The 12,730-nt window shown below is 55.7% G+C and carries 12 protein-coding genes; all 12 read right to left on the minus strand.

Features of this window, described 5'->3' with window-relative positions; translation table 11 throughout:
* Positions 1-43: 43 nt before the first annotated feature.
* Entirely contained in the window at positions 44-565 is a 522-nt protein-coding gene (citX, locus tag B4O97_RS09465; RefSeq protein ID WP_083050337.1) for a citrate lyase holo-[acyl-carrier protein] synthase, read from the minus strand.
* Complete coding sequence (locus tag B4O97_RS09470) at positions 552-1,490, minus strand: triphosphoribosyl-dephospho-CoA synthase (RefSeq protein ID WP_143305628.1); 939 nt, start codon at positions 1,488-1,490, stop codon at positions 552-554. Before B4O97_RS09470 ends, citX begins: the two co-directional genes overlap by 14 nt.
* Positions 1,447-2,952: a tripartite tricarboxylate transporter permease gene (locus B4O97_RS09475; RefSeq protein ID WP_083050340.1), complete on the minus strand. Its 1,506-nt coding sequence runs from the start codon at positions 2,950-2,952 to the stop codon at positions 1,447-1,449. The genes B4O97_RS09470 and B4O97_RS09475 overlap by 44 nt, the downstream gene beginning before the upstream one ends.
* Positions 2,953-2,961: 9 nt before the next feature.
* Positions 2,962-3,426, minus strand: coding sequence for a tripartite tricarboxylate transporter TctB family protein (locus tag B4O97_RS09480; protein WP_083050342.1), 465 nt, complete (start codon positions 3,424-3,426; stop codon positions 2,962-2,964).
* Positions 3,427-3,498: 72 nt separating this feature from the next.
* A complete protein-coding gene (locus tag B4O97_RS09485) occupies positions 3,499-4,503 on the minus strand; it encodes a Bug family tripartite tricarboxylate transporter substrate binding protein (RefSeq protein ID WP_083050343.1) in 1,005 nt (334 codons plus the stop codon).
* A 54-nt stretch (positions 4,504-4,557) separates the two neighbouring features.
* Positions 4,558-6,096 carry a citrate lyase subunit alpha gene (gene citF / locus B4O97_RS09490; protein WP_083050345.1) on the minus strand — a complete coding sequence of 513 codons (1,539 nt, stop codon included), beginning with the start codon at positions 6,094-6,096 and terminating at the stop codon, positions 4,558-4,560.
* Positions 6,089-6,985: an aldolase/citrate lyase family protein gene (locus B4O97_RS09495; RefSeq protein ID WP_083050346.1), complete on the minus strand. Its 897-nt coding sequence runs from the start codon at positions 6,983-6,985 to the stop codon at positions 6,089-6,091. Before B4O97_RS09495 ends, citF begins: the two co-directional genes overlap by 8 nt.
* Positions 6,986-6,989: 4 nt before the next feature.
* Positions 6,990-7,280, minus strand: a complete 291-nt coding sequence (gene citD / locus B4O97_RS09500; RefSeq protein ID WP_083050348.1) for a citrate lyase acyl carrier protein — start codon at positions 7,278-7,280, stop codon at positions 6,990-6,992.
* Positions 7,277-8,251 carry a [citrate (pro-3S)-lyase] ligase gene (gene citC, locus B4O97_RS09505; RefSeq protein ID WP_158084234.1) on the minus strand — a complete coding sequence of 325 codons (975 nt, stop codon included), beginning with the start codon at positions 8,249-8,251 and terminating at the stop codon, positions 7,277-7,279. Before citC ends, citD begins: the two co-directional genes overlap by 4 nt.
* Before the next feature lie 140 nt (positions 8,252-8,391).
* Positions 8,392-9,030 (minus strand): response regulator, encoded by a 639-nt coding sequence (locus tag B4O97_RS09510; RefSeq protein WP_083050352.1) that lies wholly within the window; start codon positions 9,028-9,030, stop codon positions 8,392-8,394.
* A gap of 4 nt (positions 9,031-9,034) precedes the next feature.
* A complete protein-coding gene (locus B4O97_RS09515) occupies positions 9,035-12,118 on the minus strand; it encodes a ligand-binding sensor domain-containing protein (protein WP_143305630.1) in 3,084 nt (1,027 codons plus the stop codon).
* 63 nt (positions 12,119-12,181) lie between these two features.
* Positions 12,182-12,727 carry a DUF1847 domain-containing protein gene (locus B4O97_RS09520; RefSeq protein ID WP_083050355.1) on the minus strand — a complete coding sequence of 182 codons (546 nt, stop codon included), beginning with the start codon at positions 12,725-12,727 and terminating at the stop codon, positions 12,182-12,184.
* Positions 12,728-12,730: the final 3 nt, after the last annotated feature.

Genomic DNA, 12,730 nt, shown 5'->3' on the forward strand with positions numbered 1-12,730 from the left:
ATCCAGTTCCTTGTTCGACAGCGTTTGAGTCTACAATATATTACTATTTTTGTAATGTATACCCCTGATCACTCCCACAGGCATCCAAAAGGGACTGGATCATCCGCAGCAGCTCATCGAGTTCATGCCGCCGGCTGCGTGCGCACTCATGGGCAGGTCTGTCGCAGGCAAGGCAGCGCCGGGGTTCCAGTCCCAGGGCACGGCGGTCAGGCTGCGGAGCATCCGGGACGTGCAGGTCGAAGTCAAAGAGGCGTCCCAGGGGATGGGCTTCCTCGATGCCGACGGCCGCTTTTTTGAGACTAAGGGATTCCCCCTCCACCACCCCATACCATTCAAAGCCGCTGGAAGCTCTGCAGGTCTTTTCATGCAGAGGGGAAAATGTCTCCCGGGCTACGCGGATACCGGCGCTGAATACCTGCTCAGCCCACTTTGGGGTCTTGTCAGGTCCAGGAATGTTCAGGGTCAGAACGATGAGGGGCAGTCTGTACCGCACGAGAAAGCTCTTTATTCTTCGGGATCTTGTTTCCCTGGCAGTCAGGATCTCCTGCAGTTCAAGCGCGGCCATGTATCCTCAGCTCCTTTTCTGCTTCATGGACAAAAATGGTTCCCGCCAGAAGATCGGCACAACCACCGGGACTCAATCCCCGGAGGATGAACTCCCTGTTCATGGCGTAAAGGTAATTTCTACCTGCTTCTGTACGGACGCCGCCGAGAGCGACAGCTGCAAGGCTCGAGGACTGCACGAATCTCAGGGCTTCGAGTCCTCCCCGGTGAACGACTGTTGAATCCTCTGCGCTGCACATTATGGCAAGCAATGCCTGAAGGGACGCGTCGTTCACGGAATACCCGCTGCCGAGCATGGCGGTATAGACCGGTAAGCCGCATTCAAAGATTACTGGAAAGCCGGCTTCAGCTTCGCCTCGAACACCGGTGATTCCATGGGAGAGAAATAGCCTTTCACCATGACTGAGTTCATTTTTATTATGCAGCCCATTGCCCAGCTCCTTGTACACCATACCCCGGGTCATGATACGGATCCCCTTCTGCAGCCCCGGAATACCTGAAGCCCCTTCAGAGGAAGCGGCAGCGACCAGGAGCATAAGCACAAAGATCTGCCCCTTGTGAGTATTCACCCCTCCCGTGGCGGAAAACATGGCGGTTTCAGCCTCACAGCCGATTTTCCGGACCTTCCGCCACAGAACCTCATCCGGGCTTTTTCCCGCCGCCAGCGCCCCAGTGGCGGCAAAGTACGGAACCACCGCTTCGATGCTCCGGCGGAAGCAGGCATAGTCCATATCCGCATGCGCACCCTGGTCAGATCTGTCCACCAGGCCCGGCTTCGGTGTGGTGTCGAGCTCCTGCAGCATGGCATACCGTGCAACAGCGGAGAGCTGTACATGCCGGGAAACTACCCGGTCCGGGGAGGACCGGGTAACGGAGCCAGGCTCAGGTCTTTGCAGCGATGTTCTTTCTTTTAACGATAAAATCACGTAGCACCGGCCCCACAATAGAGATAATGGTCAGAGCGAACAGCACGATACAGAGGGGAGAGGCAAAGAAGATTTTCAGGCTGCCGTTGGATATGACAAAGGCCTGCCGGAAGGACTGCTCCATATCGTTTCCGATTATCACCGCCAGAATCAGAGGCGTTGCCGGAACCTTGGCGGCTGACAGAAAGTACCCCACCACACCGAAAATTATCAGCAGATAAAAGTCGATCACACTGTAGCTGATGGCGTAGGTACCCACAAAGGCAAGACCGAGCACTATGGGATAGAGGATCTTCGGCGGAACCGACAGCACTCTTACCAGGGCACCTGCCATGGGAATGTTTATAAAAGCGAGGATGATATTTCCCACGAACATGCTCGCAATGAGGGCCCAGACAATGGTGGACTGCTGCTGGAACAGCATGGGCCCCGGCTGAAGTCCAAGCATGAGAAGGGCTCCCATCATGACGGCGGTGGTCCCGGATCCCGGTATCCCCAGGGTCAGCATCGGAATCATGGCTCCCACTGATGCGGCATTATTGGCGGACTCCGGAGCTGCGACCCCTTCGATGGCTCCTTTTCCAAACTCTTCGGGATGGTCGGAGAGGTTCTTTTCGTTGTTGTAGGAGAGCAGTGAGGCCATGGTTCCTCCGGCGCCAGGCAGGGCTCCGATGAAGAAGCCGAAGGGCGAGGAGCGCAGGATGGGCCACATACAGCGTTTCCACTGGGCCATGCTTATCCAGATCTTCCCGAATTTTGTCTGGGCCTTTTTATGTCCCTCCGCAATGTTCCGGAAGCTCTTGAAGACTTCCCCCAGGGCAAAGACGGCGATGATTACGACCAGAAAATCAATTCCCGCTTCCAGTTCCAGTATGCCGAAGGTAAAGCGCTTGATTCCTGACTGCCCGTCTATACCGATGGTGGCAATCATCAATCCCAGCAGGGTGGCAATAAAGCCCTTCAGACTGTCTCCCTTGCTCATGGAAGCGGTGGCAGAAAGGGCAAAGACAAAGAGCATGAAGTATTCGGCGGGACCGAATCTGAGGGCGAAGCGGGCCACAGGAAGAGCAACCGCCACCATAAGGATTGTCGCTATTACCCCGCCGATAAAGGATGCAATGGCGGATATGGCCAGGGCCGCCTCCGCTTCACCTTTCAGCGTCATGGGATACCCGTCAAAGGTTGCGGCCACTGCGGCCCCGTCTCCGGGGGTATTGATCAGGATCGAGGACCTGGATCCCCCGTACATGGCGCCGTAGTAGACACCCGCCATGGTAATGAGGGACGCCGTAGGGCCCATCACAAAAGTCAAAGGCAAAAGGACTGCCACACCCGTGGCGGGTCCCAGACCGGGGAGCATACCGATGACCGTTCCGAGGATTCCCCCGATGGTAACCCACAGTATGTTCAGCGGCTGTATTGCAATACCCAGTCCCTGGAACAGAAAATTCAGTGTTTCCATGGTGAACTCCTAAAACCAGATGATCGGTGTTTGCGGAAGATAGACCCCCAGGGTCTTGGCAAACAGCAGATAGATAAAAAGACTGAAGGTGAGCGAAACCACCGTATTGATCCTCCATTTGGCTGCTCCGTTGAACAGGAACAACTCCAGCTGCAGAAAAACGAAGGTGGAAAGCACATACCCCAGGGGTTTGAACAGCAGGGCGTAAAGAACCCCGAAGATACAGGTAAATACGATCTTCGACAGAAAAGGATTCCTGGGTTCGTGCTCTGCTTTTCCATTTTTTCTTATCCGGCTAAACTCCCGCAGCAGGAGATATGCGGAACAGATCACCATCAGGAACCCCAGACCCGCGGGAAAAACCTTGGGTGCATGAGGAATACCGACGCTTGCTTCGGGCAGATTCAGGCTCAGCCAGCTTACAACAAGTCCGATAACAAAGGAGACTGTTCCGGAAATCAGTGTCATATTCATTGTTTTCCTCGCAAGAAAGAGCGGAGCGGCTCCCCTTTACTGGGCCGCTCCGCAGAATTGTACTGGACAGAATCAGTCGGCAAGCATGCCGATTTCATCGAGAATGCCGCGATATGACTGGTCTACCTTTTTCAGGAACTCAAGATATTCGGGTCCTTGCATGTAGTAATCATCCCAGCCGTTCTTGATCTTCGCCTGCTTCCACTCTTCGGTTTTGACCATCTGGTTCAGGGTATTTACCCAGAAATCAACGGCGTACTGGGGCATTTCGGGAGGCCCGAACAGTCCGCGCCAGTTGACGAAGGTTTCATGAATCCCGGCTTCCATACAGGTGGGAATGGCGGCGACTACGCCTTCTCCAACCCGGTGGTCAGCAGTCTGAGCCAGAGCTTTGAGGTCTCCGCTCTCGATGAGTCCGCGGACCTCGGACAAACCGGTGGAGAAGAGGTCGATATGACCGCCCATGACCTGGGCTGCACCGGAATCGTTGAAGTTTACATAGTCGATCTGCCGCAGGTTCTTGACTCCCGCTGCTTTTGCCATGATCAGGAACTGGATATGGTCCATGGAACCCGCGGAAGAGGTACCGCCGATCTTAACGCTTTTGGGGTCCTTTTTCAGGGCATTCATAACATCCATGATGCTGTTGTATTTGGAATCCGCTTTGACAACGAATACCGCATAATCCGCTATCAGGTTTGCCAGGGGAGTCACATTCTCGTAGTTGAGATCCGTGGAACCGGAAAGCTTGGTAAGGATGAGAGGCGGCGAATACACAGTAATGATGTTGTCCGCCTTGGGTTTTTCCTGAAGGCTTGCAAGATGTACCGCCCCGCCGGCACCCGGGTTGTTACGGACAGGCATGGGAACTTTTACCAGACCCGTATCCTTGAGAACCTTGGCAACGGTACGGATAGTCAGGTCCCATCCGCCGCCGGCACCGGAGGGTGCAACGAAATCCAGGGCCCCTTTGGGGTACTGAACCTCTCCGCCTTCTCCCTGCCCTTCGGCAAGTATCGGGGCTGCCAGGGCAAAACAGACAGCAAGAACCAGCAGGCTTACAATGATTTTTTTCATACAGACTCCTTATTGGGTATTTTTACGCAGCCAGGCTGCGCGTATGCACTAGAATTAATCCGCGACGTTGCGTATGACATCGATTATTGTTCCGTCCCGGTATTCCACGAGTCCTACGACCTTGTCACCGAACTTTATGGGTTCCGGGGTCCCCGCCACCCGTTCGGCCCGTTCCTTCAGTTCCTGAATGGTGTACAGAGGCAGCTTGCTGCCGTGGAAATAGTCGACCAGGTCCTTGCGCCGGGGATTGATGGCAATTCCCCTGTCGGTAACCAGGATATCCACGCTCTCTCCGGGGGTAACGACAGTCAGGACCCTGTCCACAACACTGGAGATCCTTCCCCGGATCAGCGGGGCGACTACCACGGAAAGGCCGGAACCGACGGCGGTATCGGAATGACCACCGGAGGCCCCCATGATGATGCCGTCGGAACCGGTAAGCACGTTGACGTTGAAGTTCGTATCGATTTCCAGGGCACTGAGGACCACAACATTCAGCTTGTTTACTGCGCAGCCCTTGTTCAGGGGGTTCGCGTAGTAGGAGGCGTCGATCTCCGTGTGCATGGGGTTTACGGCGATGGAGTTCACCGCATCCAGATCAAAGCTCTGGACATCCAGCATCCTCTTTATGAGCCCCTCCTGGTGCATCCTGACTATCTGGCTGGTTATTCCCCCAAGGGCCCAGCTGCAGGTGACCCCGCGCCTGCGCATGTAATCCGAAAGGTAGCGGGTTGTCGCCAGGGAGGCGCCGCCGGAACCGGTCTGCAGGGAGAAACCGTCTTCAAAATAGGGGGAATAGGCGATTACATCAGCAGCGTTCTGGGCGATCAGGAGGTCCTTGGGGTTACTGGTTATACGGGTCGCCCCTGTGGCTATGCGGCTTGAGTCCCCCACGGAATCCACGACAACGATATGGTCCACCAGGTCCTGATCGATACTGAAGGGAGTGTTCGGGTATTCCACCAGATTGTCCGTAATAAGTACGACCCTGGAGGCATGCTTGGCGTCGACAATCGCATAGCCCAGGGACCCGCAGGCGGATGTCCCGGTAAAGCCGTTGGCATTTCCGTATACATCGCTGGAGGGTACCCCTAAAAACGCGACATCGATCTTTATCTGGCCCGTCTCCACGGCCCTGGCACGGCCGCCGTGGGAATGAAACAGGACCGGCACATCCATGATTCCAGCGGAGATCTGCTCACCGAGCCTGCTCCTGAGGCCGCTGGTTATTATGCGGCTTATGACCCTGTTCTTAATATGCGGAAGCAGTTCGTCATGGACAGTCGTCAGGGAAGAACTTGCCAAAGTCAGGTTTTTTATTCCCAGGTTGGCAATGACATCCAATACCATGTTGACGACCTTGTCGCCGTTGCGGAAATGGTGATGGAACGAGATCGTCATGCCGTCTTTAAGCCCGGTTTTCAGAACCGCCTGCTCCACCGTATCCAGCAGTTTGTTCAGCCGGGGAAGGTTGCGGTTTCCCTTTTCCTGACGCACCAGCGGGGTATTGGCAAAGGCCCCCTGGAAGGGTTTCAGCTTTTCACAGCCGGGTATTGAATCCGGGATTTCCCGGCCAATCGCGTTCTCAGACATGTAACTCCTCCTCGGGGATACGCTGGCCCGAAGCCTTGGCCATTTCGATTACCCGTTCGGCCCGGTCGACCATGGGCTTGTCCACCATCTTGCCGTCCACGGTAATAACACCCGTGTTGCGCTTCTTCGCTTCCGCAATGCCGCGCATGACCCGGAGGGCGGCCTCAACTTCCGCCTCGGTGGGGGCGAAAACATCGTGGACCGGCCGGATCTGCCGGGGAGATATGATGGACTTGCCGTCGAAGCCGAGCTGTTTGGCCATGCGGACCTCTTCCACAAAGCCTTCCTCATCGTTCAGGTCGGAAAACACCGTATCCAGGGCATAGATTCCCGCGGCCCGGGCGGCAGTTACCAGGGCGGAACGGGCATAGAAGATCTCCGAACCTGCCCGGCTCCTGGAGGTTTTCATGTTGGTGACATAATCCTCCGCTCCAAAGGCAATGCCGATGAGCCGGGAACTTGCGGTGGCTATCTGGTAGGCGTTCAGGATTCCCAGGGGACTTTCGATGGCGGCCATCAGGGCGATGCTGCCCTCTTCAAGGCCAGCGGCTTTCTCCTCCTGCCGAATAAGCTCCTCCACATCCTGGATGTCCCGGGCGGTCTCGGTCTTGGGAAGCCGGATTATATCGGGTCCAGCGTTGACCATGGCTTTAATGTCGTCCCGGCCGTAGGGCGAATCCAGGCCGTTGATCCTGACCACCGTTTCTGTGCCTTCGTAGTTCAGGGTGCGCAGAGCGTGGAAAACCAGGAGCCTGGCGCTGTCTTTTTCGTTTACGGCGATGGAATCTTCCAGATCGAACATTATCGCGTCGGAACGGTATATATGGGCATCCTTGACCATGGCGGCATTGCCCCCGGGAACGTACAGCATTGTTCTTCGCAGTTTCATAGGCTCAGCGTCTCCACCGCATCTGGCTTATGCCCGCGGCACGGTATGCTGCCGCTTCCAGGCGGGCCCTGACGGTGCAGTCCAGGGCACCCTTGTCCTGCAGGCTTACATGAACATCCTTTATTCCAAGACCTTCCAGGACTTCGTTGACTACGGCGATAATCCGGTTTCCGAACTGCTTTTTTACGATGCTCTCCAGCTCGATCTTTATGCCCGGATCCGTGGGGGGACTGACGGTAACAAGAACATCGCTGGACTCCAGAGTCCCGGCAATGCCTTTTTTGGTGATCTTCACGCAGATCCTCCTTGAAGTTTGTTGCGGATATCCTCCGCTTCCGCGGAAGTCAGGTATGTGTAGGTACTGGGAGGTACGATTTTCGCCGTCTCTTCTGTTTTACCGGCGGCAATGAGGCGCCGGACCTCGGATGCACTGATGGCAGTATTGTCAGATTCCCGGCGCTCAATCTCCACGACATCGAGACGGTATTCCGGCAGGATTTCGTGCATGCTCTGGTTGTAGCGCCTGGTTACCGGGCAGAAGGGTTCCTGGCCGACATAGCGGCGCCGGATTCCGGCGGCAGGGGCGATTTTCTCCCCAAAGATCGTCAGGTCCAGGCGGGTATGGGCATCGAAAATCTTTCCCTTGTCCTTGATGAAGTAGCTGGGGAACGTGGCGTTGGAGATAATATAGTCCCCGCCGGGGATCACCCGTACATTCTCAAGGTCCTGCACCCCATCCTCAATCAGCTTTTTCCGGACGTGAAAGGGAAACACCGAGCGATCCTCCTGAACAACAAATAAAAGAACCAGGGGATTTTCTCCGGCAGCACGTTCCACAAGGTATCGATGTCCCAGGGTAAAGGGGTTGCAGTTCATTACCAGGGAAGCTGCGGGCAGGCCCATGGGATTGAGCCTGGAGAGTCCGGAAAGAAACAGACTGAAGTTACGGCTGTTGTCTTCCAGGAGGAGGACCTCCTCCGTGGAGGCTATCTCGGTATATCCCAGGGCGTTGAAATGCGCCCTGTTCTGCGGCAGTGTGTAAATAAACAGGGAATCGATGCCCCGGTTATGGGCCCGGACCTTCAGATAGGTCAGGACTTTGGCGGTAAGATCTTCGCCCCGGTGCTCCTCATCGACGACGACACCTTTTACAACCTTTCCGGAAAGGGATCCGGTGGCCACCATGGTCTCACCGTTGAAGATACCGATGGAATACTCAATATCGTCCTCATAGTCGAGGCCGTGGCGGGCCAGAAACCTGACCACCTGTTCCCTCTCCGTCGGAACCCGGGGCGACAGGCTCCGGACAATTACATTTGCTCCCCAATCCATGAGTACAGTGTGGGGCAGGAAATTTCAGCTGTAAGTAAGAGTATCTTTGATTTCTTTGTAGGATTTTTCCTACATCAGCCCATGGGCATCAGCTTGTGCCTGAAGACATACTGGGTAAGCTGAGCATTGTTTTTCAGGTTCATCTTCTCCAGCAGCCGGCTGCGGTAGGTACTTACGGTTTTTACGCTTATGTAGAGTTCGTCGGCAATCTCCGAAAGGGTTTTTCCCGATGCTATGGAGAGCATGACCTGGGTTTCCCGTTCAGACAGAAGCTCATGAGGCAGGGCGGTACCGGGGTGCCGGATGGTCTCCAGCAGAATACTGGAGGTCGTTTCGTTCATGTAATGTTCCCCCCGGGCCACCTGACGCAGTGCCCGGACAAGCTCTTCCGGTGCTGTCGCTTTATTCAGGCAGCCCGCCGCGCCGAGTCTCAGGGCCCGGGCCGCGTACTGGGTCTCCGGCTGTATGCTCAGCATCAATACAGGCAGGTCGGGGAACTCCTGCTTTACCTCCGCCAGGACAATCATTCCGTCCTTGTCCGGCAGGCTTATATCCAGGATAAGAACATCAACGGGGTTCTTTCGCAGCATGGAAAGTACATCGCAGCCCTTCCCGGTTTCGTATATTCCGGAGACCGAAAGGGACTCTTCCATGAGCTGAATAAGCCCCCGGCGCAGTACCGGGTGGTCGTCTGCTATCAGTACACGCAGCATGTCATCATCCTGTTACAGGGACTCTCAGGAAAACGGTGGTTCCCAGGGGAGTGGAATGGATCGATATTTCACCGCCAAGATGCTTGGCCCGTTCCTGCATACCGATTATACCATAGGATTCAGCGTCGGTAAGTTTGTTTTTCGCCATACCTACTCCGTCATCATGGACAGTCACGTAGAGAATGCCCTCATTAGTCACAAGGGACAACGAGGCACTGGCAGCGTTTGAATGCCGGACTATATTCGTTACCGTCTCCTGAATAATGCGGAATACCGCCGTGGCCCGCTCCACATTCATCTCCGGGGTGGGACCGACGGAACGCTGAAAACGCAGAGACGAATGGCGCTCCGTCTCGTCCAGGAGCCAGTCCACAGCTTCACCGAGGCTGAGATTGTCCAGGATAACCGGACGCAACCGAGTCGCAAGGTCCTTTGACCAGTCCAGGGTTTCGTTGATAATGCCGAGCATCGATTCGTAGCGGGCCTGACGCTGTTCAAGCATTGAAGCAGCGTTTCTTGAGAGCCAGAAGATATGCATCTTGAGGGTTGTAAGCAGCTGCCCCAGTTCGTCATGTACATCCCTGGCGATGGCCTTGCGTTCCTCCTCCCGGATGTCCTGCACATAGTTGGAGAACTGCTGGAGCATGCGGTTCCGCTTATCGAGGCCGGCAATCCGGATCCTGCCGATAACAAAGAAAACCGAAACAAGCAGCCCCCCCATCAACAGGGCAAAGTACCAGGTCTGGTAAAAGGGGGGTACCACGGTTATTTCGAGATCAGCATAGTTGTTGCTCCAGACCCCGTTACTGTTGGTGCCCATAACCTGAAGAATGTAGGACCCCGGAGGAAGACTGGAATAGTAGAAGGTGTTCTCTGTCCTCAGATAATGCCAGTCGGTATCAAAGCCGTTAAGCCTGACGGCATATTTGTTTTTCCCGGAATCGGCATAATCCAGGGATGCAAAGGAGAAACCGATAAAACTGTCCCCGGGATAAATGGTCAGACTCTCTGTCAGACAGATATTCCTTTCCAGATAGACCCGGTCCCGCACCGGCAATCCCACCGGGATTTCCTTATTGAACAGGCTGAAGCCGGTGATCCGGATATCCGGGGAATAGGAGTTGACATGGATTTTTTCCGGATCGAAGCTCAGAAGACCCCGGGCTGTTCCGAACAGAAGGTTTCCATCGGAGCTGCGAAAATAGGCGTTCCGGCCGAACTGGTTGGAGAGGGTGCCATCGGATCTCCACAAGTTGGTAATCTGCTCGGTTATAAGGTCAAAGCGGGACAAGCCGTTGGCGGTACTGACCCAGAGGAACCCGCTGTCATCCGGAAGGATACCGAAAACATTGTCGTCGGACAGACCGTCCTGTACCCGGAAAGCATGAAAACTCCCTTTTTCCCGATCAAAACGGTTTAAACCGCCTCCGGAGGTTCCCACCCAGAGATTCCCTTCGCCGTCCTCGGATATGCAGTTTACGCTGTTGTCGCTGAGGCTGCGGAGGTCCCCGGGGTCCCGGGTATAATTGCGGAACCGGTCCTCTCCCCGGATCTTCATGCTCAATCCCCCGTCCCAGGTACCTATCCAGAGATTACCAGCGGAGTCCTCGTAGAGGGCCCGAATCGAGTTTCCCAGCAGGGATTCCGGGCGACCGGGAATATTCATGAAACGCTCGAATCGGTTCTCTTCAGGAAGAAACCGGTTCAGTCCGCCTCCTTCGGTCCCGATCCAGAGATACCCCTCCCGGTCCACCTGAAGAGCCCATACTACGTTCGAACTGAGAGCAGAGGGATTATCGGGGTCCGCGTAATACCGAAGAAAACGGCCGTCCCTTCTTCTGTACTGCATGAGCCCGTCGCCGTCGCTGCCGATCCAGATATTGCCTTCAGGATCCTCCGCCAGGGAGTAGAGATGGTTGCTGTTTATGCCCTGCGGGTCACTTTCGGAATGAAGATAGTGGCGTAGAGTCCCCTGCCGGTCCATCCGCAGGAGGCCCTGGCCGTCGGTGGTTATCCAGAGATCGCCCTCCCCGGATTCGAGAATCTTCCTGACATCGTATCCGCCCTGGAGCAGATAGGTAAAACCCCTGGCCCGGGGATTATAGCGGTCGACTCCGCCTCCCCTGGTGGCCACCCAGACGATACCGGATTTATCCACATAAATATCTCGGATAAAATCGCTGCTCAGGGAAAAGTCGTTGTTCTGATCATGGACAACGGTACGGGTCGTGTAGCCTCCGTCCACAAGCACCAGTCCGCTCCGTTCCGTACCTGCCCAGATAGTACCGAAATCGTCCTCAGCAATGCAGCGTACGCTTTTTTCCCCGAATACCTGCCGGAACGAGGGCTCCCCTGACGCAGAATCGGCGACATAAAGCCCCTCGTTCTCAAGACCCACCCAGATCCTTCCCAGGGAATCTTCAAATACCTCCCGGACGGTGGACTTGTCAAAGAAGTTGTTCAGAGAAAACCCGTCCCGGAAGAGGGAAAGCCCTCCCCCCTGGGTCCCGATCCACATACGATCTCTTGAATCCCCGAGAAGAACCCTGATAACATCACTTTCGAGGCCTTCAATTCCCGAGTGGGAATAGCGGATGAATTGTTCCGTTTCCGGTAAAAAGATCGCAATGCCCGCATCCCCGGTTCCGATCCAGATTCGTCCGGCGGAATCCTCTTCCAGACAGAAGACCTTCTGGCTCGGAAGGGAGTTGGGGTTTCCCGGTTCCGCCTGGTAGACAGAGAAGGAACCGTCGGAAAAGTCATACCGGTTGAGTCCTCCTCCGTCGGTCCCGATCCAGAGGCGCTGTCTGGAATCCTCGAATATGTCAAAGATAACCGAACCGGAGATACTCTCGGGACGCGCCTGTTCCGGCTTGAAAACCTGAATGTTCCGGCCGTCGTAGCGATTAAGTCCCGAGAAGGTACCGAACCACATGAAGCCCAGATAATCCTGATAAACCGCGAAAACTGAGTTGTTGGAGAGTCCCTCCCGCAGGGAGAGATGGATAAACTGCATTGGCTCCTCGGCATACTGCGGGACCGGTGCCAGCAATACGCCGAGAAGAACCAGAAGCATGGTCTTCTTCACGCCTGAATAGTATCGTATAATGAGCGGTACTTCAAACAGGAAATGACCGGGAATCCCCGGTTCTTACAGCCCTTTCAACGGTGAATGTCCGTGTACGCGGTCTTTCACCGCCAGGGTCGTTACGTCGCCCTCGATGTACCGGTTGAAGAGGATATCGTGGCCCAGGCAGAGTCCCATGGTTACCGTAAGATCCGGCCCCGCGGCATTCAGCTGGGCAGCCTGCCCCAGGGGGTTGCAGGAAACCCCCTTGAGTTCGCTTTTGCTGTTGACCAGGTTCTGCGGCAGGGCACCGACGGTGCAGGATACGGCCTCGACCTTTGCCCCGGACTCCCTGAGGCGGACGCGGGCACGGGCGGCCTGCTTCTCCATTCCGTAGCAGTAGGCAAGACCGACCTTTTTTAGTCCCTGGTCGCGGATATATTCAACCAGCTCCTGCACCCTGTCGAGAGTTCCAGCCCTGCCGCCGTCAACAAGGCGGGCAGCGCTTTCCACGATGCTTGCGTTCCGGTCCTCGCGATAATCACAGACCAGGGAATCCGGGTCGAAGGTTTCCGCTCCGCAGCTCACGGTGCTGCGGCAGGATCTGGCGGTACAGAGGGTGCAGTTCACAGC

This window comes from Marispirochaeta aestuarii (assembly GCF_002087085.1).
GTDB classification, from domain to species: Bacteria; Spirochaetota; Spirochaetia; order JC444; family Marispirochaetaceae; genus Marispirochaeta; species Marispirochaeta aestuarii.